This window comes from Acinetobacter sp. YH12049 (assembly GCF_013419875.1).
Classification (GTDB): domain Bacteria; phylum Pseudomonadota; class Gammaproteobacteria; order Pseudomonadales; family Moraxellaceae; genus Acinetobacter; species Acinetobacter amyesii.
In genome coordinates, this window is record NZ_VOZH01000014.1 from 1 (window position 1) to 26244 (window position 26244).

A 26244-nucleotide genomic window follows, 5' to 3' on the forward strand; every position below is an offset into this window, starting at 1 on the left:
TTAGAGGAATTGCCACAAGATACGATAAGCTAAAACGTAACTATCAAAGCGCTGTTGCTTTAGCTTGTATATTTATATGGTTGCCTCTTTAGCTCAATTTATCGGCTGTAAATGTCAACACACCCTAATAAAAACTTTAAAAAATAAAAAATTTACGATATAAATAAAAATCGGTTATAGATAAATTCAAACTTATCCATAACCGAACAATTTAAATTCCATTATGACAATGCAAAGCTTTTTTTAATACATATCAATACGGCTAAATAAAACAACTGCTTAAAACTTTACACATTCTAAAGAAGCTAATCTGTTTACAGTCGCTGGTCCAACAGCACTTACCATAGATATTGCGCATATATTTGCGCGCCCATACGTTTTGCTTGGTTGGTATTGAATGAATCTGCTATGTATTTAAAACCAAAGTTTTCATGTTTGACGGAAAGGCCAAACGAATTGGTTTGGGGTTCAAAATGGATTCCCCACATTAGCCCTGTATTCCAATATGCATTGAGCTGCCAAAGACTTATATACTCATTTGAGATTGAACTGAGTCCTAAACTCCAAGCCTGCTCTGAGTCATAATTTAAATCCGTATAAATTTTAAATGGCAGCTTTTGCGCATAGGTCTTATCTTTATCAAACTCTCCCTGAATATCAAACCGTGGACGCTTATCTTGATCATAGCTGATGTTATATCGTGTGTATGGAGCATCTTGCCAATATAAATATGCCAATGCATCCTGAATATTAATTTTTAAATTCCAATTTTTTGCAATAGCACCTCTTAAAGTCGCATCTAGGGCATAGCCATACCCGCTATGCGCCTGCTCATTCCAGCCCATTTCATCTTCTTTCAAAGCAGGATGATCATAACTGTAATCTATGCTCCCATTCAGCCATTTGACGCGGTCCATAAGCTCTTGCTGATCTGTCGTTACCCCTAGCGCATTAATATGACCATCAATATAATGACGCCCAATTAACGCGGTTATACCCGTTTCTAAATTCCAATTCGAACTAATGGGCCATGTATAGGCAGCCCGAGACCCAACAGTATCAATATGCTGTGCTTCAAGCCTCAAGTCATACGTTGAGTTTGCATCGATAGGCAGTTCATTCTGTATTTGATAATAAAGCTTTGCTGTATCCTCACTGAAATTGAGCGCATAGTCATATCGCCAGATCCAGCTAAAATCCCAATTACCCTGCTTTACGCCCAATTGCATTAAACCATGAGCAAATGCATTTTTTCCTGATTTAAACTTAGAATCACCCCAATCATCTGTAAATGCATGAATCGCTAACGGTTCACTATAAACATCTGCTTGCACTTGATAATAGATAGCCTCTTGTGCATAGCTATAAAACGGGAGCGATAATCCCAATAATACTAATTTTTTTTTCAACATAGAAAAAAGGGGGAACATCGTTACCCCCTCTCCTTAATTCATTATTATGGTGCAATCATTAGCACAGTGTTATCGGTAAATTTCGCAGAATAAATGCTATTCGATACTCTATTGATCGTACCGTAGCTAACAGTACCGACTTTAATATCAGCAGAACTGAATTGATCTAAATCTGGAATTTCTACAAATGCACCATTCGCATGAGATACTCTTGACCAGATAATTGGAGATTGCGCGATCAGATTGTCAGTTTTTACATCTATATTTAATGTATTTTGATCAACTGTAACTTTAAGATTTGCTATCCCTTTTTGGTAATCATTCCTTTTAGCGTTAAGCAGTAAACTGAATGGCTTCACAGCAGCCCCCCCACCTTTTACGTTACCAGAGAGATTAACTGTCAAATCTGCATTAATAAATGCAGCCGCAGATTCGCCTTGGGTAATATCAAAGGTTTTAGTCAGATCATTTTTTAGCTTAATATTTGCATCTAAGCCTAAGTTTTCTGCTCCGCTTAAAGCTTCACCTTTCAAAATAATTTCATATGGAATAATTTGATTAAATGTTTCAGTACCATTTTTGAATTTAACTCGAGCAGCTTTGCTTGAAAGTTCAGTTAAATTCAGCTTCGCGTTTTGAGTTGTTAACAAAACATTTAAAAATTTAAATTGTGCCGTAACCGGAGCATTTTCACTTTCTGAGTCTTCCAGCTTGATAGCTGTATCATAAACAACTTGAGCGGTACTGTTGCTATTAAACCCTAAGCTTGATTCTAATCCATCCGCATTTTTAGCTGTGATTTTACCGCCTGAAACTATTTTAAAATCATGCTGTTTTGCAGATGCTGTGAATGGCGCATCCAACTTTAAATTGCTTACAGTAATCAAAACCGCATCGCTAAAAACATCTTTTCCAGTAAAAGTACTGCTATCCCAAATATAGTCCATCCAATATTTAGCCGATACACTTCCATTAACAGAAACTGAAGTCGGTGTTACGCTGATTTTAAGACCATTTTTGCTCAAAATATAATCTGGATAATATATCCCCCCATAGGTCGCATCATCCTCTAAAAGTGCCTCTAATTCTGCAGCGGTATAGTCTTTTGTGGAACCTTGAGCATCTTTCTGCGCCAATGAAGCTAAAGTAATGATGAGATCAGAAGCATTACTAATATCATTTCCTGCATTACTTACAGCATCAAATGCAGGCTCATACTGAGACTGCAAACCTTTAAAACTGTCAAAATAGGCAATAATATTGTTCGTAGTTTTGATTAATACTTTAGCTTTCTCTAAATCTGTTGCTGGATTTGATGGGTTAGCTGTTTCCCCATTTGAACCGCCATTATCTGAAGTCCCACCGCTACTAGAAGACCCGCCGCCACCACCGCCACATGCAGTTAAAATTACAGAACAGCTTATTGCTAATAAGGTTTTTTTTAAAATCATTATGTTTTTCCCTCTTAAAAATACAAATAAAAAAGCCTTTAAAAATTAAAGGCTTTTAAAAAAATATTCAAGAACAAAAAGTAACATTAATCCTCTGGATATTCAAAACGGTAGCCAACGCCATACACAGCTTGAATCCACTCATGGCGGTTGCCAGTTTCAGCAGCATCCGAAATTTTACGGCGCAGGTTTTTAATGTGACTGTCAATGACACGGTCAGCCACCTCAAAACTGTCTGGGTTGATATGATCTAGCAATTGCGCACGTGAATATACCTGCCCCACATGCTCCAAGAACAACTCTAGTAAACGGAACTCCGTTGGCGTTAAGCTCAGCGCTTTTTGTTGATACCAAATGCGCTGCTGTGCTTTGTCCATACGGAATAAATCATTGACTTCGGGTTCTGCTTTTCGTTCTAAACGGCGTAATACCGCTTGCACACGTGCCACCAACTCTTTCGGACTAAACGGTTTGCAGACATAATCGTCAGCACCCATATTGAGCCCCAATACACGGTCAATTTCTTCAGTACGTGCAGTCACCATAATAATTGGCAAATCAGACTGCTCACGCACCTTGCGGCAAATGGTTAAGCCATCCATACGAGGCACCATCAGGTCTAAAATCATCAGACTCGGTTTACGTTGTGTGAAGCTTTCATAGGCTTCTTGCCCATCATGAAACATGCTGACTTCAAAGCCTGCAGCCTCTAGATAATCACGCACTAGCTGTGCAAGTTCCACTTCATCTTCAACCAACATGATATGTTTCATGCATGCTTCCTTTTAATATTTCATCTGTTTGGGAAATGTCAATTTGCAACGCAAACCGCCCAATGGAGAATGATCAAAACTCAACTCTCCACCCAATGCTCTAGCTATTTTTACGGATAACGCCAATCCTAATCCTGTACCACCAGTGGCACGCGTGCGCGAATCATCCACGCGATAGAAACGCTCACCTAAACGTGCCAACTGTTCATCAGTTAGACCAAATGGGCTGTCATCGACATACACGGTCCACTGGGTTTCATCCTGCTCAGTATGTACATGCACTTCACCACCAGCTTCCGTATAACGAATACTGTTGCCCAATAAGTTGACCATAATCTGTTTAAAACGGTCTATATCTAATTGTAATGAAGTCCCTTCGCCCGTTGCGGTAATTTTCAAATCTGCTTGCTCAAACTTCGGCTTAAAGCTTTCAACTTCTTGCATCACTACATCCCACGGATTGAGCGTGGTCAAATAACAATTCAGTTGTTGTGCATCGGCTTGCGCCAAATCCGCCAAATCTTTGGTCAATTTTTTCAAACTACTCACTTGATTAAGCATCGAAGCAAAATGCTCTGGCGTTGGCTTACGAATACCGTCCTGCATCGCCTCAATTTGAGCCTGCAACACCGCCAATGGCGTTTTTAATTCATGTGAAGTATCGGCAACCCATTGACGACGTGACGTTTCATGCTGATCGAGAATCACGGCCAACTGGTTCAATTCATTTGATAAATCGCCGAGTTCATCATTACGGTTCACCGCGACTTGATGTTGATAATTGCACTTGGTTAACTCACGTGTCCCCATTAACAAACGCTGAATCGGTTTTTTAAAGTAGGTCGCCAATAACAGTGCAGCAATTAAACTCGCAATAAAACTAAGCACATAAACCAATAATAAATAACGTTTTTGCTTACTAAAAAAGTTAATACTGATCGCATCATCTTGCTCGAGTACAGGTTTGAGTCCTAGATACCCCACGATTTGATTATTCACCATAATCGGACGATAAGAAATCTGTTCATCTGTCGGTTCACCCACGACAAATTGGCGCTGTGCATCATATAAAGATAAACGCGAACTCAAGCCCAAGCGGTCAGGCATTTGGATAAACTGTTTTTTACCACCATTGTTGGTATTGTTTTGAGATGATTGACCTGTATCTTTATCTTTATCTTTATCTTTATCTTTATCTTTATCTTTATCTTTTTCATCCGCGTTCGCTTCTTTGGGGCGGAACACATTTTGATTCGCGCTTAAAGGAAATTTTAAACCTTCAAAGGGTTGAAACTCAGACGGTAAATTTTGTTCCAGCCATTTCAGCTCTTCAGTTTTTTGTTCCGCCGTTTGCTGCGGTGTCGCCAACATCGACGTTGCATTCAAACTATGATCTTGGAAATAGCGCTGCTGCAATGCAATGTCATATTGACGACGTAGCCACCACCGAGAGAGACGATCATAGTCATCGGGTGCTGCCTGCCCTTCAATTTGCAAAATCTGCGCCTGAATCGCATTGCCCCAATCATGATAAACCGTATACACATCGGCTAAATTTTCAATGACATGGTCAAGCTTTTGCATCTCGACATCGGCTACATATTTAGTGAAATTACGCTGCATATTCCAATGCAACACGCCAAGACTTACCGTTGTGATGACGAGCGTCGTCAACAGCACAGTCAGAAACAAGCGTAGGGCAATCGGGATACGACGTATTTTCAAAAGAGAACTCTCATTTTTCTTCTATATTCATTATTGTAGCGAACACGCAACTAAAAAACTCTCCATTGTTTCTACATCTTTATTATTTAATCTTTAACCATCGAAAAAAATATCTAATCTGGTGGGGTATAGACTATGAAACAAATGACCAAAATGGCTTTAATCGGTGCAAGCGTATTGAGCATGGGTGCATTGACGGCTTGTCAATCAACAACCGCACCAAAAGATAACGATCATGGCCGTATGATGAAACAACATCATAGTGATCAAGATCGTCGTATGTCACCTGAGCAACGTGAACATTTCAAACAAATGCGTGCAGAGCAACGTCAAGTGTTTGCAGAGATGCAAAAAGCCTGTGATGGCAAGACTACAGGTTCAACAGTTCAAGTAAAAGCTGGCGATAAAAGCATTGATGGTACATGTACCATGGTGTTCAACGCAGACCGTCAAGACATGAAAAAAGCACGTGGTGAACACAAACCAATGCGCGGTGAACATCGTCCAATGCATGGCGACATGCGTGGTCAGATGCAACGCGGTGAGCCACTGACTGATGCAAAACGTGCAGAGCTGACTAAACAATTTGATCAGCGTTTAGCAGAACGCCAAGCGAAGCAACAAGCGATTATGAAAGCATGCCAAGGCAAGACTGATGGTAGCGCGGTTGCGATTAAAGTTGGCGAACAGCAAATCAATGGTAAATGTGAAGTTCGCTTCCAACCTAAAGCCCCTGTTGCCCCGACGCCAGCACCAGTAAAATAAGTCAAAGTTAGCTCGCAATATCATTGAGTATAAAAAGGCACTCCCATGAGTGCCTTTTTTATTGGACATATCTTTTTACGCTTTTTGACTATTTGTGTCATTCATTTTCAGCCAAAAGTGTTTACACTCAATGCACTTAGCATTTTCAAGGGATATTTCTTTGACTTTACAGTCACCAACAAATCGCCCTGAAATGCTTGTACCCAATAAGAAGATGTTGCACGATTAGAACCATTCCAATACGTGTCATTGAAGACACGTTCAAATGTTTATTTAGGATTACTAACGCTGGTAGAAACCAGTATTGAGGAAAACGATATGCCACAATACAAAGCGCCCTTACGTGATATGCAATTTGTTCTGCATGAACTTTTAAAAGCAGAAGATCACTATGCACAATTGCCTGCATTTTCTGATACCGTAAGCCGTGAGTTGGTTGACCAATATCTAGAAGCTGCTGCTGACTTCTGTGAAAATGAACTTTCTCCTCTTAACCAAGTCGGCGACCGTGAAGGTTGTACTTGGAATGATGGCGTTGTAACAACACCAACTGGTTTTAAAGAAGCGTATCAAAAATATATCGAACTCGGTTTCCCATCTTTATCTGCTGAAGAACAATACGGCGGTCAAGGCTTACCGGTTTCTTTAGGCAACATCATTTCAGAAATGGTGGGTACTTCGAACTGGGCATGGGGTATGTACCCTGGTCTATCTCATGGTGCTGTCCGTACATTAGAACATCACGGTTCTCAAGAACAAAAAGACACTTACCTGCCTAAACTTGTTTCAGGTGAATGGACAGGTACGATGTGCTTAACAGAATCTCATGCAGGTTCTGACTTAGGTATTATCCGTTCTAAAGCTGAACCACAAGCAGACGGTAGCTACGCAATCTCTGGCGAGAAAATCTTTATCTCTGCTGGTGAACACGACATGGCTGAAAACATCATCCATATCGTCCTTGCTCGTCTACCAGGTGCACCAAAAGGCACGAAAGGTATTTCATTATTCATCGTACCTAAATTCAATGTAAATGCTGATGGCTCAATTGGTGAGCGCAATGCTGTACGTTGTGGTTCGATTGAACACAAAATGGGTATCCATGGTAACGCGACTTGTGTCATCAACTTTGATAACGCAAAAGGTTTCTTGATTGGCCCTGAAAACCGCGGTCTAAACTGCATGTTCACATTCATGAACACTGCACGTATCGGTACTGCTGTACAAGGTCTTTCAGCTTCTGAAGGTGCTTTCCAAGGTGCGCTTGCTTATGCAAAAGACCGTTTGGCAATGCGTTCACTTTCAGGCCCTAAAGCTCCCGAAAAAGAAGCAGATCCAATTATCGTTCACCCTGCTGTACGCAACATGCTGATGACGCAAAAATCATTTGCTGAAGCGGGTCGTGCACTTATTTACTTCTTGTCTTTCCATGCCGATATCGTGGAACAAGGTGCAACTGAAGAAGAACGCAAATTCTCTGACAACATTTTGTCTCTATTGACACCAATTGCTAAAGCATTCTTAACTGAAACAGGTTCTGAATCTGCTAAACACGGTGTTCAAGTATTCGGTGGTCATGGTTTCATTTCAGAACACGGTATGGAGCAAATCGTACGTGATACACGTATCTCTTGCTTGTACGAAGGTACGACTGAAATTCAAGCGATTGACTTGTTAGGTCGTAAAGTATTGGGTACTCAAGGTGCAATGTTGAAAGACTTCACCAAGATCATTCATAAATTTGTTGAAGCCAACAAAGACAACGCCGCTATGAAAGAATTTGTTGAGCCGCTTGCTGCGCTAAACAAAGAATGGGGCGACCTAACTATGCAGATTGGTATGAAAGCAATGCAAAACCCAGAAGAAGTGGGTGCTGCTGCGGTCGATTACCTGTACTTCTCTGGTTATGTAACGCTTGCTTACCTATGGGCTCGTATGGCGTTAGTTGCACAAGAAACTTTAGCTGCAGGAACAACAGATGTTGATTTCTACAATGCGAAAGTAACGACTGCTCGCTTCTACTTCAAGAAAATCTTACCGCGCGTTCGCTCTCATGTAGAAGTGATCGCAGGTGGCCTAGATCCTCTTATGGCATTGGATGCAGAACACTTTGCATTCTAATGTGAATATCTAAAACATATTCAAAAAATTGTACTCTTGAGTGCAGAAATAGAGAAAGGACGGTCATAGCATTGGCAGTCCTTTTTCTTTATAAATAGTCCCATAATTTTACTTTGGTCAATTTTCTCCACGTTTTGTGTCGATACAAATTGCCCCAAGTCCACAGATTCAAACAATAAACAGGTGAACGAACATGCCAATTTATAATGCGCCTCTTGCAGATATGAAATTCATCTTAAATGATGTTTTTAAAGCAGAACAATTCTGGCAAAACAACGAAAATCTTGCTCACGTTGATGCTGCAACTGCAGAAGCCATTCTTGAAGAAATGGCAAAATTTGCGCAAAACGTCACTCATCCTTTAAACCGCACAGGTGATGAAGAGGGCGCAACCTATAGCAATGGCAATGTCACGACTCCTGCTGGTTTCAAAGAAGCATTCAAACAATATGCAGAAGGCGGTTGGATTGGTCTAGGCGCAGATGAAGAATGGGGCGGTCAAGGCATGCCAAAAATGCTGACTGTTCTGTCTGACGAAATGCTGTTTGCAACCAACCCATCCTTCATGCTCTACCCGCTTCTTTCTGTAGGTGCAGGCATGGCATTAAACAGCTATGCATCACAAGAGCAAAAAGAAACTTATTTACCAAAAATGTATACAGGCGAATGGTCAGGCACCATGTGCTTAACTGAACCGCATGCAGGTACAGATTTAGGTATTATCAAAACTAAAGCCGAACGTAATGAAGACGGTACTTATAACATTACTGGTACGAAAATCTTCATCACTGGCGGTGACCACGACCTTTCTGAAAATATCATCCACTTAGTTTTAGCGAAAACGCCTGATGCGCCTGCGGGCTCACGCGGAATTTCACTATTCATCGTACCTAAATTCTTGGTGAATGCAGATGGTTCATTGGGTGAGCGTAATGCTGTAGGCCCTGGTTCTATTGAACATAAAATGGGGATCAAAGCGTCTGCAACATGTGTAATGAACTTTGATGGCGCGAAAGGCTACCTGGTTGGTAAAGAAAATGAAGGCCTTGCAGCGATGTTCGTCATGATGAACTACGAACGTCTGTCTATGGGTATTCAAGGCCTAGGTGCTTCTGAATTTGCTTATCAAAATGCAGCGCAATATGCGACTGATCGTTTACAAGGCCGTAGCGCTTCTGGCGTTCAATCGCCTGCAAAACCTGCAGATAGCATCTTAGTTCATGGTGATGTACGTCGTATGTTGCTGAACGCACGTGCCAACAATGAAGCGTCTCGTGCATTTGCGGTTTATGTTGGTCAACAACTGGACATTACCAAGTTCTCTACTGACCCAGAAGCAGTCAAAGCAGCCAATAACCGTGTTGCGCTGTTAACACCTATTGCGAAAGCGTATTTAACAGATACAGCTTTCCAAGCAACGCTAGATGCTCAAATGGTCTTCGGTGGTCATGGCTTTATTCGTGAATGGGGTATGGAACAATGTATCCGTGACCTGCGTATCGCACAGATTTACGAAGGGACCAACGGTGTTCAATCGCAAGACTTAATTGGTCGAAAAACCATTAAGTGCAATGGTGAATTCATTGCTGAATATATTCAAGAAATCCGTGATTTTGCCAATAACTTAGATGCCAGCTTGAACTACATCAAAGATGCCACTTTAGATGCAGCAGCTGAAGTTGAAGCGGTGACTCAATATGTACTTGAAGCTGCTCGTGAAAACATTGAGTTCCCGAACTCAGCAGCAGTTGATTACCTACATGCTGTAGGCCTACTCAGCTTTGCCTATATGTTTGCCCGCATTGCAGATGCAGCAAAAGACAAAGATGGCGAGTTCTACCAAAACAAACTTGCACTGACTCTTTACTTCACGCAGCGTATTTTACCTGAATTGGCATTACGCATTGCTAAAGTAAAAGCAGGTTCTGAAGTGATCATGAACTTCTCTGAAGATTACTTTACCAACCAAGCTTAATTAAATACACAAAATCAAAAATGCCCGATTTATCGGGCATTTTTTACTTATTACTCTTCATACATAACCAATGAATAGGATTCTTTAAGCAAAAATAATAAACGTACCAACTTATTCATAATCTTCCAATTCCATTCGATATGTAAAACAAGGATGGAACTGATCGTCTAGCATTGGAAATTTCGCCCAATGCGTTTTATCTTTATCTTGTTTAAATCCTGCCTTCATTAAGACATTTTGTGATGCTAGATGTTCCTCAGCACAAAAAGATGAAACAACCTTCGTGACATGATTCTGCTTTAAATACTTAATTCCTCCAATTAAAGCCTCAGTCATATAACCACAACTATGAAAATTCACCCCTAACCCAAAATGTATTTCTCCATGGTTTTCTTGATTGAAGAAATACAGTAAGCCCATCGCTAAATGCGTATTCTTATCACTAATCACCCATGCAAAATCAGGATTGTGTATCGACCAATAATGATCTGCCCACTTTTCTAAAACACTCTTAGTCTGTTGAATCGTTAAATGTGGCAACCGCTGCAGATAACGAGTTGCTTCTATATTCGAAAAATATGTATCAAATAATGAAATTTCATCTCCTAACTGATACTTTCTCAGGCATAAACGTTCAGTTTCAATCATATTGGGCATGATTATTTAGCCTGTTATTTCATGGGATAAAATTTTTTGATCGACTACACCATTTCAGCATTCGACCTTTCCAAAGCTTTTGCCACATTCATCGCATCTACAACACTTCGGTTTTGACTGACTTTAAATTTCCCGATCATCGACTGAATATCGATTTCAATCGCTATAATTTTTTCTAGTTGTTCCGCAATAAAATCATGAGGCGCATCGCCCATTTTCCATGGCATGGGTTGCGTCGCTTCATGAGTACGAGTTAAACAAGCCAAAATTCCACGTAAATATTTTTCATCTGCAATTTTACGTATCTTGCCTTTAACATGGACTACACGATAATTCCATGTCGGCACGACACGGTGATGTTCTTGTTTTCCTTCGTACCAATTTGGCGAAATATAAGCATCTTCAGCCTGAAAAATAACATAGACATGTGCTGACTGATTCAATATTTCAAACATTGGATTGGCCTTAGCAATATGACCGCGTAATACACCTAATTCGCCTGACTCAGCGTCATATTCTAGTGGTAAATGATTCACTTCCAACTCACCATTGGGTGCAGTCAGTATTACTGTCGCCAAAGCATACTTACGCATAAGATCAATCAGATCAGGGAGTTCATCATGTTTAAAATGCGTTGGTTGATACATCGTCGCTTCATTCTTATAGGACAAAATTTAAGCTCAAACTTAACATTAAAAACTTTATTAAACCTAAAAAATATTTTTGTCATATGCGCTTCATGTGCATGAAATTTGCTTGGTATTTAATGACTAGTTCATCATTGAATATTCACGCAATTTACACAGGAGGAATATATATGACACACCGTGATCCCAAAGTAGAAAAAGTTGAAGCCCTCCTTGACCGTTTTGGCAACCTTGCTGTAGAAGGTTTTCATTATCTTGCACTGTTTGTCATCGGCTGTATGATTTTATGGTCTGCGGGTCATACCATTTTTGAAATTATTACAGTTAAACAATTCGCCACGATTGACGATATTTTATTATTGTTTATTTTCCTCGAACTCGGTGCCATGGTCGGTATTTATTTTAAAACTAACCACATGCCGGTACGCTTCCTGATTTATATTGCTATTACTGCCCTGACCCGTTTACTGATTTCGGACATTCAACATGACCATAAAGCGGATATGGGCTTGGTCATTACTACAGGTTCGATCCTCATCCTTGCTGTGGCCATTTTGATTGTGCGCTATGCCTCTTGGACATATCCTTCGGTTATTCGAGATAAGCATTCCGAGAAGCCACTGCCTGAAGGAAAAACCCCACGTCCGCAAGATGATGAATTGGCTTAAACACTAATTCGTTCCTTCTCCTTTTAGGAGACGAGTAGCACTACTACGCAAGAGAGAGGTTATAAACCTTATCGATTAGGCACCAATACATAGCGACCATTTTCAAAAATCCAGTACATTCCATTGGGTGGTGCTGGTAAACCTAAACGCTGCCAATCACTGATAAAAGTATAGGTTGAACTGGAAATACTCGCGCTGGCAGGATCACCATTTACCCAGCTATAACTTTGTGAATTTTGGATAATCGTAGTCGGTGCTTGATATTGAATACTTATGCCATTTTGCACCTGTGGTGGATATGGACGGTTTGGATAATTGGGATATTGAGGGCGATGAGGATAGTTCGGGTAATGCTGCGGGTAATTGGGAGCATGCTGTGGATAGCTTTGACCATGTTGGGGATAACCAGGCCGATTCATAGTAGGTGGACGCTTAGTGGTATCCACACCTTGATAGTTTGACCATTTGTTTTCCGCAAAAGTACTGGCTGAAGTCATTATCAGCATCACACCTGCCATTGCATAGAATAATGTTGCTTTCACTCAAGCTCTCCTTCACGGTATATAGATTAAGTATAAAACCCATTTTAGGAGAAAAAATGAATAAAAATCCATCAAATGCAAGAATTTGTTAATTTTCCGACCAAGCTGATCGCACCTTCAAGCTAGCCTGTTTTTCATTGAATTATGCTAAGATTGATTTTATTTCGTAGTGGATCAAATGCTGTGTCTGAATTAAGTTTTGACCGACTTCATCAATTTTTTTCGAAAGTACCAAGTATCCAAGAAGCCTTAATCGACTCCTACGGCACCGATGGTAAAACTGCTTGGTGGTTTAAATTTCAAATTAATGTAGATCACCCTTTAGCATGGCAAACTGTTCAAGAATTGGGCCATGTATTGAACTATATTTCTAAAAATGAACGCTTACCGACTCAATTTTTACCGGTTTCTCCGCCACCATATATGAATGGCGAAGCAAAACAATTCTTGTCTTGGGTGATTCAATGTAACCACGCCGATTTTCCACCAGATGTCATCTGTGACTGGTTAGAAGCTCGTTTGCCACAACCAGTAGATGATGCCGATAAATGGAAAATCAAAACCGATATTAAAGAATTGGATCAAATGACGGATAAAGATTTAGATCAAATCGTTCCGCCGAATCCTGTACCGAAGAATTAAAACTGATTAAGTTCCTCCTAACCTCCCTTTAAAAAAGGGAGGAAAGTCCCTCTTTAAAAAAGAGGGATTTGGGAGATTAAGACAATTCTAAAAAGTAGATATTCCGCTCCATTCCATAAAGCGATACAACACATATTTCAAGGTCGATTCATCCGCATATTTACTATAATCGACACTCATTTGTTTACCATCCAGATTTGACCAAGCCGTATTGAAGTACTGTGATGCATCTTTAAAAACTTGCGCGTCTTTCAGACCAATCACGCGTAAATCCGTTTCTAAATTATAGTTTTTCAAGTTACGCGCCGTGAAATTTGCCGAACCTAAAATCATATCGGCTTGATAAGCAGTTCGTTTTAAAATCATCTTGCTATGGCACTGCTCACCTTGGGTATTACACCAACGTACATCAATACCCGCATCATGTAATTCGGATGCTACAGGTCGATTTGGAATGCCATTTTTAGTTCGCCCAAAAGCATCCTTATTCGGATCGAGTAATACACGAACTTTCACGCCACGTTCATGCGCAGCAATGAGTGCCTTGGTAATTTTACGTTCTGACAAGTAGAACATCGCGATATCAATTTCAGTTCCAGCTTTCTTCGCACTATCAATTAAGTCGAGTGTGGCATCATAAATGGCTTTTTCAGTCAGCACTTGAACCTGTGGCTGAGTTTTCGCGGCTTCAACATCTTTAATCACGACAAATGGTATATTGCCTTTCGACATCATGCCGACTGCTTGCTCGGTTTTTAATAGGTCAATTGCAGTCATTCCCTTCACAGTCAGAGCAACATTAGAATGTCGTGAGCTACCATCATGTGGATTCATAGAGGTGACCAAACCTTTCCAGCCATCGATGGTATCCACCACCAAAGTTTTTCGGTGATTCGCTTTAAAGTTAAACAGATCCATATAACTTCGAATCGTCACTTTCTCGGTTCCCAATGGGTTCGGTAACCTGCCTTGTTCAGGATTATTGCCAATATCTTGACAGCAGATATACCAAAAGCCTGACCATGCAGGATTGGATGCACGAAGCGGTACCAAATTGGTTTCCATCAACTCAATGCCCCCTTGTCGTAATTGACGATAATGCTCGGGTTGAATGCCGCCATATACCGAATTGACCGGGTCAGTAATCACAAAAATTTCCACTTGAGGAGATAGTCGACGCTTCAAAATCAGCGCATCGGTCAGCTCCTGTGTTAATTGTTCATGTTTTAATTGAGAGTCGCCAACTTGCGGATTAAAGAGAAACATATCCAACACAATGGTCGACTGTGCTTCTTCGATCATTTTTAGCATTTCTTTAAAAATGCGATGTTCCTGTTGCTGCTTTCCTTGCGCATCGATATAGGTTTCATCCACTAAAAAGTTCACTTCAGCATGGCGAAGTTTCCCCGTGTAGTTCAGCCCTTCAGGGAGTGGTTTTAGCGTGTGATAGGTTGCCGATGCCAAATAACCTAAAACCAATAAACCAATGACCACACCCACATAGCGACGGCGTGACCAATTGAGCTTGTGATGTATTCGTTGAATGATGCGCATAAGAAAAAACCTAGTCTAATGCGCTCAGACTAGGTTTTATTCATTGATTTTTCAAGAGGATTTCTGTGACTTCACCTAGACTTCCTTAGAAAAGTCTGTGCAAATTCAATTAGAAACCAAATTCAAGACCAACTGTAAAATTACGACCGACTTGTGGAATATTGGCAAGGAATGACGTGTGAGAGTAAACATCTTCATCCAATAAATTATTGGCTTTGAAATAAACCCGATAATCATTTTGATCTTTCAACTGGCCACTATAGGCCACGCCCAAGTTCACCATGTTGTAGCCATCTGTTTCACGCTCAAATGCAGTGATTTTGTCTTGTTTGAATACATGTGAATATTCTGCAAGACCTGACCAACCATCGGCAAAGTCAACATCGACCTTGGTTCCTAAGCGCCCTGCAGGCACACGTGGCGCATTTTCACCATCAATTTTGCCGCGAACATAATCACCAAAGACACTGAGTTTATACATATCATTAATGGCATAACCCACTTGAGCTTCCGCGCCATAGAACTTGGCTTTGTCTTGGGTGTAATCAACTAAGCGGAAGTTTTCAAAATTATCTTTGGTTGCAGCATAAATGTAGTTGTCATACCAGTTGTGGTAAACATGAACGTGATAATCCAACTGATCTTTTTCGTAATGGAAACCCAGTTCTAGATTATTGGATTTTTCCACATCCAGATTTTCATTTCCGCGTTCATAGGTATTGGTCGCAAAGTGCTTACCGTTGGCATAAAGCTCTTGTGCCAATGGTAAGCGTTCTTGATGAGAACCCACCAAGGATAATTTATAATTGGGTGCAAACGCCCAGTTCACAGCACCTGAATAAGAGATGCCATAATCATCATAATCTTTTTGTGCAGAATCGATTTGAATTTTCTGCTGATCGACACGGGCGCCCAGCTCGACATGAAAATCACCAAATTGTTTATGCTCTAAACCAAACACACTCCATTTTTGGGTTTTATTTGGGTTCATCAGTGACTCTTCACCACTGATATTGAGCTTTTGCTGATTGTATTGTGCGCCAATCACCCCTTCCCAATCCGCAATCGGGTTATGCACTAACTCTAAACGACCATCATAGCCCTGACTTTTAAAGGTCGTTGCCGCTGTATCACCTTCAATTTCGTCATGTTGATAATCGGTATAACTTGCATGTGCACGGAGTTTTTGGAAGCCCGCAAACGGATTCGCAAGTTCGGTACGGAAATCATAACGTTCTGACTTTAAGTCGACCCATGGGCCTGCGGCATCATGATCGTGATCATGTTCGTCATGCGCTGAATGATCATGTTCATCGGTATGCCCATGGTTATCATGACCATCACAGTATAGATGGTCATCATGTGGATGACAGCTTTCATATTCATGACTATGACCCGGCAGGCCATATTGGTCTTGTCGGTTGCTATAAGACAGTCCAGCAAAACCACGATCATGAATCCATGACGCGCCCACACTGACATTTTGCCCTTCTGCAAAAGTGTTGCCAACGCGGCGTTCTTTTTCTAATTCACCATCATGATCATGGAAATAATTGGGTGCAATATAGTCATTGGCTTTGCGTTTCGAACCTTCTACACGGATGGCAAATTGCTCACCTAAAGCAGCCGTCACACCGGCACTCGCCAATTTTTCATCACTGCCTGAGTTATAACGAACCCCAACTTGCCCTTCATAACCTTTATCAGGAATCGCCGTTGGAATTTTCTGATCCGTCACATTGACCAAACCGCCAACTGTGCCTGCCGCGTATAACAGTGTTGATGGTCCACGGATCACTTCAATTTGTTTGGCCAAAATCGGATCTACCGTAACCGCATGGTCAGGAGATAAGGTCGAAACATCAGCAGTCTCTGAGGCATGTTCTAAGACTTTGACACGAGGGCCATCTTGACCACGCAGCACAGGACGACTTGAACCTGCACCAAACTGATTTGAATATACACCGGGCTGTCCGGCTAACGCATCACCAATTGTGACGCCACCTTGTGCAAGGGCTTTATGTTGAATGACATTATCGGCAACAGCAAAATCTGCCGCACTTTGGTTTAAAGGATGGACCTGAACATTAATAGCTTCGAGCTTTTGTACCTGTTGTTCTGGATCATCGGCATAAAGGTTGGGTGCAATCACTGCAAAAATCGAAACAGTTATTAAATTCTTATGAAAAGACATGTTGGAGAGACTCAAATCAGGCTATTTTTGAATAATGTTATAATATAACATTTCATTTATTTTGCAATAAAAAACATTCTAATCTGCCCAAATCATATACACTCACCTATACCACATTGTATTTATTCATATATTTATTTTAGTTCAATGCCTTTTACCATATCCCATGCTGTACTCGCACCGCCTATTTCCAAGTTAAGCGGAAACCGCCTGTCTATTGCAGCACTCGCAATTGGTAGCATGGTGCCGGATTTATTCCGTTTATTTACTAATGCTGACTATGTAGGTTCACATCAATGGTCGGGGTTAATTGTTCCAAACTTAATCCTAGGTTTGCTGTTTTGTGTGCTGTGGTATGTGCTTTATCGCCCGATGTTATTTGCTTTTTTTGGTTTAAATAAGCCGCTGCATCTACAGAATTTCAATCAATGCTGTGGGTTTATCCTAAGCCTCATCCTCGCACTCATCATTGGAACTTCGACGCATATTGTTTGGGATGGCTTGACCCATGTTGACTTTCGTACCTTTGCATTTAAGGATCTATTGAGTCTACCGATTCAATTTTTTGGTCATTCATATCCCCTACATCGCGTGTTGCAAATTGGATTATCTGGCTTGGCACTCCCCGTTTTGGCATGGATGATTTATCGTCATCATCTTCACTATCGAAGTACTGTAAACGTCCCCACAACCATCAAAGTCTATGTATATGGTTTAGCGGCCCTGTCTCTAGCTGCGGGAATCGCAAGTTATTTTTATTTTGCTGACAGTATTTACTCAGATGCCTTTGTGCATGACCTGTATGCCTATGTCGGCAAAGCCATTAATTATTTTTTTCGTGCATTTTTGGCCACGTTTAGCCTTGGTAGTCTGATATTTCTGATCTTAAGCAAGAGCACTAACATTTTTTCTACGTCATCGGCTTAAGCCCTTCATTGAGCAAAAATTTGCTGTAAATTTGGCTGTTTTAGCAATAAGTCCTTGTGACAAAACAGCCAAAAAGAGGCATAATCCCCTATTCGAATAAAAGCGGTACGCTGTTTACGTATTCGCTGACCTTAACCCATATAGTTGGATTTCTAACGCTATGATGCGAACTCATTACTGCGGCTCACTTACTGAAGCCCAAATCGACCAAACCGTTACATTATGCGGTTGGGTTCACCGTCGCCGTGACCACGGTGGTGTCATCTTCCTTGACATGCGTGACCGTGATGGTCTTGTTCAAGTGGTTATTGACCCAGATACTCCTGAAGCTTTCGCGACTGCTGATAAATCACGTTCAGAATTCGTATTAAAAATTACAGGCCGTGTGCGTCGTCGTTACGAAGGTACTGAAAACGCGAATATCGTGAGTGGTCAAATCGAAGTTTTAGGCAAAGAAATTGAAGTTCTTGCTGCGTCTGAAACTCCTCCATTCCCATTGAATGACGAAAATACCAATATTTCTGAAGAAGTACGTTTGAAATATCGTTTCCTCGATATTCGTCGTCCAGAAATGTTAGATCGTTTACGTTTCCGTTCTAAATTAACCAACCTGATTCGTAACTACTTCGAAGAAAATGGTTTCCTAGACGTTGAAACACCGATTTTGACTCGTGCTACTCCTGAAGGTGCGCGTGACTATTTAGTACCAAGTCGTGTTTCTAACGGTAGTTTCTACGCGCTTCCACAATCTCCGCAATTGTTCAAACAGTTGTTGATGGTTGGCGGTATTGATCGTTACTACCAAATTGCTAAATGTTTCCGTGATGAAGACTTACGTGCTGACCGTCAGCCTGAATTCACACAAATCGACGTTGAAACATCGTTCATGAGTGACGATGACATTATGGATTTGATGGAACGTTTAACGGTTAAGATGTTCAAAGAACTTCTAAACGTTCAGTTCGACAAGTTCCCTCGCATGACTTATGCAGACGCAATGCGTGACTATGCATCTGATAAACCTGACTTACGTATTCCTTTGAAACTTGTTGATGTTGCAGACATGATGCAAGACGTTGAGTTCAAAGTATTCGCAGGTCCTGCAAAAGATCCTAAAGGCCGTATTGTTGCGCTTCGCGTACCAGGTGCTGGCGCGCTTCCACGTAGCCAAATTGACGAATACACTAAATTCGTTGGCATTTATGGCGCGAAAGGCTTGGCTTACATCAAAGTCAACGAACTTGAAAAAGGCATCGAAGGTCTTCAATCTCCAATCGTTAAATTTATCGAGCCAATCGTGCTTGATCTATTGAAACGCGTTGGTGCTGAAAATGGCGACATCGTATTCTTTGGTGCGGACAAAGCGAAAATCGTCAATGATGCGATGGGTGCTTTACGTATTAAAGTCGGTCACGACATGAAACTTGCAACTTGCGAGTGGGCGCCACTTTGGGTTGTTGACTTCCCAATGTTCGAAGAAACTGATGACGGCAAATGGACATCTGTTCACCACCCATTCACACTGCCAAAATCAAGCGTTGAAGAAGTGAAGAACAACCCAGGTGCTGCACTTTCTGTTGCTTACGATATGGTATTGAACGGTACTGAAATCGGTGGTGGTTCACTACGTATCTTCAACCTAGAAATGCAAAAAGCGATCTTTGAAGCGCTTGGCATTGGTGAAGAAGAAGCAGAAGAGAAATTCAGCTTCTTGCTTAACGCGTTGAAATTCGGTGCGCCTCCTCACGGTGGTTTGGCATTCGGTCTTGACCGTTTAGTGATGTTGATGACTGGTGCATCTTCTATCCGTGATGTGATTGCATTCCCGAAAACTAAGACTGCAGAATGTCCTTTAACTCAAGCGCCTGCGCCAGTTGAAGCGAACCAATTACGTGACTTAGGTATTCGCTTACGTGAAAAACCAAAAGCTGAAGAATCTAAATAATCTTATATTTTAAGATTTAGATTTTAAGGTTCAAAAAACCCTGCTCTATGCAGGGTTTTTTATTTCGACCAACAAAAAGTCGTGGAAAACCTACAAAACATAAATTAAAGATTTGATTGACTTTGCTAATATCAAAATGCTTCAACTGCGTTATGATGTTGCACCACATCCTTTGAGCGATGGATAGCTCAATTTTCTACTTCCGATTATTTTGTTTTTAGATTCAGATCATTTTGTACTTTTTCACTGAATAAGTCCGGTCTCTTGACAAAATTTATTTTATTCCATGCTGTAAATTTTGAGACCTTGTGATCCATGTACTTTCTATTCAAAATCATCGCATTACTGCCGCTTTGGCTGTTACAAAACTTGGCTTTGATGATTGCGTGTATTCTTGATCTGTTTAATTCATCGATCAAACGTATCACTAGCATCAATATTCAACTGGCCTACCCAGATTTGTCAGAGACAGCTCAGAGACAGCTCGTCAGTCAAAGTATCCGTAGCCAATGCCTGACCTATATTGAATTTATTAAATGTTGGGGTATGCCGCCGAGTTATAGCCTGAGCTTATTGAAAAATATTTATGGTGAAAATATCCTCACGGAAGCACTGGCAAATAAAAAAGGTGTCATTGTTGTGGTTCCGCATTTTGGCTGTTGGGAACTACTCAATGCATGGCTGAACTTGTATACAGAACCGATGATTATGTATAAACCGAATAAAAATAAAGGGATCAATCGTTATCTGTTAGAAGCACGAGAGAAGTTCAATGCAACCTTAGTCCCGACAGATGAAACGGGGGTCCGTGCCATTTTTAAACATTTGAAACAAGGTGGCCTAACGGTCATTTTACCAGACCATTTACCGAAGTCTTCTAGCGGTATTTATTCCAATTTTTTTGGGCAAAATACTTTATCGATCACGCTGGTTTCCAAACTTGCTGCAAAAATACAATGTAATGTCATCGGCTTAAGTTGTATCCGACAACCCAACTTAAGGCACTTTGATGTGCATTGCCACCCCTTAGCAGACGAGATTTTATCTAAAGATTTACAATCGTCTGTCGACGCGCTGAACATCGCGATGCAAGACATCATTAACCAAGCACCAGAACAGTATATCTGGTCTTATAAACGCTTTCGGGTCTGCTTTGGCAACATCAATATGTACCGCAAATAAAGGCGATCTAAACAGAACTCAACCTTAAGATTTGTGTATCACGCGCTTGGATTAATCTTATTCAATTGAGATCGATTATCGACAGTGGCATAATAGCCTCAATTTCCACTTTAAGTGATTCTCCTATGGCTATGCGTCCTGAAGTCCGTCGTCGTGCAATCGTATTGATTGTTTTTTCTGTCGTACAATGGCTGTTCATGCGCTACATTTTAGCCAACGAATTATTTAACTTAACTACTTATAACCGTATTGTTTTGTTCTGCGTGAGTAGTCTTGCTGGCGCCTTGTTGATCTTTGTTGGTTTGATTTATATGGTATTGAAAGGTAATGCGGATAAAGCTGAATAAACTAAAATATCGAATTCTGTATGTAATATTGAGGGAAAAAGAAATTTTTCTTATTCCCCCTATCAAATTGTAAATTCAATATTATTCAATCAAAGCCCAAGCTGCTGGTGTTCCCTTCTCAATAGCAATGCGTGCTTTTTTGCCAATCAGGTTCTGATAAAACCGCGGGTGCAAACCAAAACCTGGACGTACTACACGTAGATTGTCTACTGTCAGCACTTCACCTGCCTTAACATCTTCCGAAAAATATACAGAACGCTTAAACATTAAAGATTTTTGTTCAGCTGCTGTAGGTCCATATTGAACAGACCCCAGACTTTGCCAAGCACGTTCAGACTCAACCACCAACGATTTTAACTCAGCGGGTTCAAGCGAAAATGCACTGTCTACACCGCCATCTGCACGATTTAAAGTAAAATGCTTTTCAACAACTGTAGCACCATGTGCAACTGCTGCAACAGATACTCCAACCCCCATCGTATGATCAGATAAACCAATTTGGCAATCGAACATTTGTTTTAAATGTGGAATCGTCAAGACATTGGTATTGTTTGGAGAAGCAGGATAAGTACTTGTACATTTGAGTAAAATCAAATCTTTACAGCCCGCAGCTCGCGCTGTTTTCACTGCTTCCTCAATATCGGATAAAGTTGCCATACCCGTGGAAATAATCATTGGTTTACCTGTTTTCGCCACTTTTTCAATCAACGGCAAATGATTATTTTCAAATGATGCAATTTTATATGCAGGAACATTCAAGCTTTCAAGGAAATCAACAGCACTCTCATCAAACGGCGAACTGAAACACAGCATGCCATGCTTTTCAGCACGCTCCATAATTGGCTTGTGCCATTCCCATGGCGTATATGCTTTTTGATATAAATCATGCAGATTACTGCCATCCCACAGACTATTTTTATCTTCTATTAAAAAATCTTTATTGCGGACATTCAAAGTAATTGTATCTGCGGTATAGGTCTGCAATTTTAATGCATGTGCGCCTGCCTCGGCGGCTGCATCCACAATTTCAAATGCCCGTTCCAATGATTGATTATGATTGCCAGACATTTCAGCAATAATAAATGGTGTATGATCAGCACCAATTGCACGGTGTCCAATATGAATCACTGAATTCATCAAGATCTCTCTATATTTTTCAAATAAGTCGTTGATTTTTTTTGATAGCCCGCATTGATAAACAAATGATGGGATGACTGATTTTCAGCAAGTACTACCGCATTGATCAGCTTGATTTGTATATGGTTATACTGAAGATAATGCTCAGCTTGCTGCAGCATTTCAAGTGCATTTCCACTACCTTTAGCATCGGGAACACAATAAATGGAAATTTCTGCACTTATTCCACTAAAATCAAATCGAATCACACCCACAGGTTCAGAAGCTAATTCTGCAATCAGAATAATCCGATCCGTACTCAGCAAAGTCTGTTCAAACCACTGCTGATGACTTTCTAGTGGAATAATCTCAGTATGACGTGAAACCAATCGTATTGAATCATGATTGCGCCACATCCAAAGCGAATGGCTATCAGATAACTCAGCCTTGCGCACCTGAACGGAATATATTCCCATGGCACGTAACACCCGTTGTACACCACGCCCATCTACTGTTTGCCATGATGTTTGGGCTATACGTTGGCGTGCCAATGGATTATCAATCATTCCCATAACAGCCTGACGAATGGATACTACATTATTCCAGTCAATAATAGGCGAATCAATTAGGCTCTGTAATGCTGCATGTTTAGTCAACAATTGCTGATTTGTTGCCACTGCTATGGCTAGGCTAGGCAGTCCCAAAGCACAACGTTCCCAACTTGCTGAACCTCCTGCTCCAATCGCCATATCGGCCTGTAGCATTAATGTCGCCATCTCAGTGCTATTGATATGACACTCATAATGGTACTGTTTACACACGCCCTGAATATACAATAAATCAGGATGCTGTGCCCCCACGACAACAATCAATTGATATTGTAAGGAAAAATTTGAATGATCAAGGCTTCTTAATAATTTTCCGGTGTAATTATCCTTATCCATCCCTCCAAAAAAAACCATGATTTTTTTGACTTTCACTGTAAAAGCTAGCTGTTTTTTGTGACGAGCAATTCGGAATTCATCTCTTAATAATGCATAGCGCGCACCCAATAATAATTGGGTTTTTACCGGAACTTTATTGTGATAGCGATTTGCTAAATCCAGATATTGGTTCTGATCCAATAAAAGATCACAATCGTGAATACGATCTGCAAGGTCATCAATCACCATGATCTTATCCACGGCTGGACGTAGTATTCTCTCCCAGCGCTGGTCCAATGCATAATGATCAACGATCAACCATTCTATTGTTTGATGATAATCCTGAAGGATCTGTAGTGTTTTCTCAGCATCATCCTGTTGAGATACCCCCAACCAGGCACTATGAAATAATTCATCACTGGCTGCAGACTGTTCTTTCAGCATACTCAGCTGAAATCCTCTGTCCACAATCAGTTTTTTTAAATAATCGGTAATATGTCTGACGACAAATCGTATTTGTGCACCATGCTGTGCCAAAGCATCGGCCAGACACAGACACCGTATGATATGCCCAGAACCAATATGCACTGAAGCATCAGCACGAAATACGACCTGCATAATCAACCTATTAATTTAATCGTTTAAAACCAGCATGACAAATAGGGCCATTCAATAAAGAATGTACATCACGACCATCTTCACACTCTTTGATTAATGCAAACACTGGATCCAATGCCTCAAAATAGCCATTTACAATATCATCAGTATGTTTGGTACAAACATAAATGGCATTGCTAGCCAAATACCCTTTTTTCAACATTTCCTGAGTAATCAGCGTCTTATAGGCAAGCATATTATCACTATTTAAGGAAAAGCTCGTCAATGCAGGTAAACCGCTTGTTAAAACATTTAAGCCATGCTTTTGACCCAACTGCTTCCATCGCTCATTAATTTTTAAGCCTGTCTGAGTAATCATATCCCACGAATGGTTTTTTTCCATGACTTCCAATGTTTTTAACGCAGCACTTGGTCCTATACGTTCTGTCCAGAAGGTACTACTGATAAATGTAGTCTGTGCAGCTTCCATAATTTCTTTACGACCAATGGTTGCGGTAATTGCATAACCATTACCCAACGCTTTACCAAACATGGCCATGTCAGGCTCTACGCCATATAGTTTATGTAATCCACCAAAGGTTTGTCTAAATCCTGAAGTACATTCATCAAAAATTAGTACAATTCCTTTTGCTGTCGCTAAATCCCGAACTTTTTGTAAAAAGCCATCTTCAGGACCATGATTACGTGATACTTCCATTTTTATCACACCAATATCATGCTGGTTCACCAAGGCTTCCAACTCATCATAACGGTTATAATTAAAAGGAAAAACAGTACCGCGTAAATTTTCAGGCACACCATTAGGCTCCAAGCCTGGTAATAAATGCCCCGCCAGATTTTTTTCATCACCCAGGTTTGCGGCAAGATACCAATCATGCCAGCCATGATAGCCACAAATAGCAACTTTACTTTTGCCGCTTGCTGCACGGGCAATACGAATCGCCAATGCATTGGCCTCACCGCCTGAACGGGCGAAACGTACCATATCAGCCCAAGGATGTAACTCGATTAACTTTTCCGCGAGATACACTTCCTCAGGACAGTTTAAAGTAGACATATTTCCTGCTGCTACGGTTTGACGCACTGCCTCATCCACCTCAGGATCACCATAACCTAAGGTGTTGGTCCCTACACCCATAATGGTCATATCCGTATAGGCTATACCATCAAGATCCCATACTGTACAACCTTCGGCCCGACTGAAATATGCTGGCCATTGTTCTGGCAAAAACATTTCTGGTCGCTTAGAGAGCAACATATTGCCCCCTGCAATGACACTTTTAGCACGCTTCCAAAGTTTTTGACCTGTGCTCATCGTTGCTCCTTCATTTCGAATCAAATGCTGGTTTGCTGCGAAAATTTGAGGCTGAGTCTGGCGCAGTTCCAATACTTCAGTCCAACTGAATTCAATACGAGGATGAAAATGCTGAAAAACTTTTTCTACAACATCAAAATCGGTTTGTTCATCGACTGTCCAACGCTCATCAGAATAATCTGTTGTAGAGCAATAACTATCAACTTTAAATAAGCCTGAATTACGTAAAAACGGAGTAACATGTTCTTGGTCAAACGGGCTTTCAGCCTGTCGCCATGCTTTTTCAAGTGCCTGAAATGAAAATACTTCTGTATCAAGTCCATCAGGAAAACTTGCAGGTGAACAGTTACTCACATAGTCGGCATGACTTGACAGATATTTATCAATCACCTGATCGACAAGTTGTGCATCAATTAAAGGACAATCACCTGTAATCCGGATAACAACATCTGCCTGAGCTTGCACAGCTGTCTGATAAAAGCGATCAAGGACATTATTTTCATCGCCTTGATATACCGAATATCCCATCCCCATCACATGTTCCGCCAAGGGCACATTTATTTGATTTTGTGCAGTGGCAAGCCATATTTGATTAATATATTTTGATGCTGACAAACGCTTCAAAAGTATTTCAATCATTGGAACACCCTGAATCGGGCACATCACTTTATTGGGTAAACGGGTGGAACCCATACGGGCCTGTACAATTGCGATAATACGTAATGAGTGAACCTGTGACATATTT

The 26244-nt window shown here is 40.8% G+C and carries 21 protein-coding genes and 1 pseudogene; 10 read left to right on the forward strand and 12 right to left on the reverse strand.

Features of this window, described 5'->3' with window-relative positions; translation table 11 throughout:
• Positions 1–92, forward strand: a pseudogene (locus tag FTU05_RS07825) (IS5/IS1182 family transposase); the annotation flags it as partial.
• Between the two features lie 246 nt (positions 93–338).
• On the opposite strand, the gene FTU05_RS07830 reads toward FTU05_RS07825, so the two are convergent.
• The 4 genes from FTU05_RS07830 to baeS all read right to left on the reverse strand — a co-directional run bounded on the left by FTU05_RS07830 (position 339) and on the right by baeS (position 5361).
• The gene (locus tag FTU05_RS07830) at positions 339–1430 is read right to left on the reverse strand and encodes a hypothetical protein (protein ID WP_257222989.1); all 1092 of its coding nucleotides are present in this window, start codon (positions 1428–1430) and stop codon (positions 339–341) included.
• A 26-nt stretch (positions 1431–1456) separates the two neighbouring features.
• The gene (locus FTU05_RS07835; RefSeq protein ID WP_218946169.1) at positions 1457–2863 is read right to left on the reverse strand and encodes a hypothetical protein; all 1407 of its coding nucleotides are present in this window, start codon (positions 2861–2863) and stop codon (positions 1457–1459) included.
• Positions 2864–2949: 86 nt separating this feature from the next.
• Positions 2950–3636, reverse strand: a complete 687-nt coding sequence (locus FTU05_RS07840; RefSeq protein WP_111885370.1) for a response regulator — start codon at positions 3634–3636, stop codon at positions 2950–2952.
• A 12-nt stretch (positions 3637–3648) separates the two neighbouring features.
• Positions 3649–5361, reverse strand: coding sequence for a sensor histidine kinase efflux regulator BaeS (gene baeS / locus FTU05_RS07845; RefSeq protein WP_180164858.1), 1713 nt, complete (start codon positions 5359–5361; stop codon positions 3649–3651).
• A 135-nt stretch (positions 5362–5496) separates the two neighbouring features.
• Between baeS and FTU05_RS07850 the strand changes: the two genes are divergently transcribed.
• The 3 genes from FTU05_RS07850 to FTU05_RS07860 all read left to right on the forward strand — a co-directional run bounded on the left by FTU05_RS07850 (position 5497) and on the right by FTU05_RS07860 (position 10222).
• Positions 5497–6126, forward strand: a complete 630-nt coding sequence (locus FTU05_RS07850) for a hypothetical protein (protein WP_168378758.1) — start codon at positions 5497–5499, stop codon at positions 6124–6126.
• 318 nt (positions 6127–6444) lie between these two features.
• The gene (locus FTU05_RS07855; protein WP_180164860.1) at positions 6445–8247 is read left to right on the forward strand and encodes an acyl-CoA dehydrogenase C-terminal domain-containing protein; all 1803 of its coding nucleotides are present in this window, start codon (positions 6445–6447) and stop codon (positions 8245–8247) included.
• Positions 8248–8440: 193 nt separating this feature from the next.
• Complete coding sequence (locus tag FTU05_RS07860) at positions 8441–10222, forward strand: acyl-CoA dehydrogenase C-terminal domain-containing protein (RefSeq protein WP_078194153.1); 1782 nt, start codon at positions 8441–8443, stop codon at positions 10220–10222.
• Positions 10223–10333: 111 nt separating this feature from the next.
• Here FTU05_RS07860 and FTU05_RS07865 read toward each other — a convergent pair whose 3' ends face one another.
• Together FTU05_RS07865 and FTU05_RS07870 are read right to left on the reverse strand one after the other, a co-directional pair.
• Positions 10334–10879, reverse strand: coding sequence for a GNAT family N-acetyltransferase (locus tag FTU05_RS07865; protein ID WP_180164862.1), 546 nt, complete (start codon positions 10877–10879; stop codon positions 10334–10336).
• Positions 10880–10923: 44 nt separating this feature from the next.
• Entirely contained in the window at positions 10924–11526 is a 603-nt protein-coding gene (locus tag FTU05_RS07870; RefSeq protein WP_180164931.1) for an FMN-binding negative transcriptional regulator, read from the reverse strand.
• Positions 11527–11696: 170 nt separating this feature from the next.
• Here FTU05_RS07870 and FTU05_RS07875 point away from each other — a divergent pair, with 170 nt between their 5' ends.
• A complete protein-coding gene (locus FTU05_RS07875) occupies positions 11697–12194 on the forward strand; it encodes a phosphate-starvation-inducible protein PsiE (protein WP_180164864.1) in 498 nt (165 codons plus the stop codon).
• Positions 12195–12262: 68 nt separating this feature from the next.
• Here the strand turns inward: FTU05_RS07875 and FTU05_RS07880 are convergent, their stop codons facing one another.
• Positions 12263–12736, reverse strand: coding sequence for an RcnB family protein (locus tag FTU05_RS07880; protein ID WP_373685278.1), 474 nt, complete (start codon positions 12734–12736; stop codon positions 12263–12265).
• 183 nt (positions 12737–12919) lie between these two features.
• On the opposite strand from FTU05_RS07880, the gene FTU05_RS07885 reads away from it, so the two are divergent.
• On the forward strand, positions 12920–13378 hold the full coding sequence (locus FTU05_RS07885) for a hypothetical protein (RefSeq protein ID WP_168378753.1): 459 nt from the start codon (positions 12920–12922) through the stop codon (positions 13376–13378).
• Positions 13379–13465: 87 nt separating this feature from the next.
• Here the strand turns inward: FTU05_RS07885 and FTU05_RS07890 are convergent, their stop codons facing one another.
• Complete coding sequence (locus tag FTU05_RS07890; RefSeq protein WP_180164866.1) at positions 13466–14932, reverse strand: phospholipase D family protein; 1467 nt, start codon at positions 14930–14932, stop codon at positions 13466–13468.
• Between the two features lie 109 nt (positions 14933–15041).
• Positions 15042–17126, reverse strand: a complete 2085-nt coding sequence (znuD, locus tag FTU05_RS07895) for a zinc piracy TonB-dependent receptor ZnuD (protein ID WP_180164867.1) — start codon at positions 17124–17126, stop codon at positions 15042–15044.
• A 147-nt stretch (positions 17127–17273) separates the two neighbouring features.
• Between znuD and FTU05_RS07900 the strand changes: the two genes are divergently transcribed.
• The 4 genes from FTU05_RS07900 to FTU05_RS07915 all read left to right on the forward strand — a co-directional run bounded on the left by FTU05_RS07900 (position 17274) and on the right by FTU05_RS07915 (position 21527).
• The gene (locus FTU05_RS07900; RefSeq protein ID WP_180055858.1) at positions 17274–18053 is read left to right on the forward strand and encodes a DUF4184 family protein; all 780 of its coding nucleotides are present in this window, start codon (positions 17274–17276) and stop codon (positions 18051–18053) included.
• 160 nt (positions 18054–18213) lie between these two features.
• Entirely contained in the window at positions 18214–19998 is a 1785-nt protein-coding gene (gene aspS / locus FTU05_RS07905) for an aspartate--tRNA ligase (RefSeq protein WP_180164868.1), read from the forward strand.
• 315 nt (positions 19999–20313) lie between these two features.
• Positions 20314–21180: a lysophospholipid acyltransferase family protein gene (locus FTU05_RS07910; RefSeq protein ID WP_180164869.1), complete on the forward strand. Its 867-nt coding sequence runs from the start codon at positions 20314–20316 to the stop codon at positions 21178–21180.
• Between the two features lie 125 nt (positions 21181–21305).
• Positions 21306–21527, forward strand: a complete 222-nt coding sequence (locus FTU05_RS07915; protein ID WP_180163269.1) for a hypothetical protein — start codon at positions 21306–21308, stop codon at positions 21525–21527.
• Positions 21528–21608: 81 nt separating this feature from the next.
• Here FTU05_RS07915 and pseI read toward each other — a convergent pair whose 3' ends face one another.
• From pseI to FTU05_RS07930, 3 genes are read right to left on the reverse strand one after another with little or no spacing between them, the layout of a single operon-like run.
• On the reverse strand, positions 21609–22664 hold the full coding sequence (gene pseI, locus FTU05_RS07920) for a pseudaminic acid synthase (RefSeq protein ID WP_180163270.1): 1056 nt from the start codon (positions 22662–22664) through the stop codon (positions 21609–21611).
• Entirely contained in the window at positions 22664–24184 is a 1521-nt protein-coding gene (gene pseG, locus FTU05_RS07925) for a UDP-2,4-diacetamido-2,4,6-trideoxy-beta-L-altropyranose hydrolase (RefSeq protein WP_180163271.1), read from the reverse strand. The genes pseI and pseG overlap by 1 nt, the downstream gene beginning before the upstream one ends.
• Positions 24185–24194: 10 nt before the next feature.
• Positions 24195–26240 (reverse strand): aminotransferase class III-fold pyridoxal phosphate-dependent enzyme, encoded by a 2046-nt coding sequence (locus tag FTU05_RS07930; protein WP_180163272.1) that lies wholly within the window; start codon positions 26238–26240, stop codon positions 24195–24197.
• Between the last annotated feature and the right edge of the window lie 4 nt (positions 26241–26244).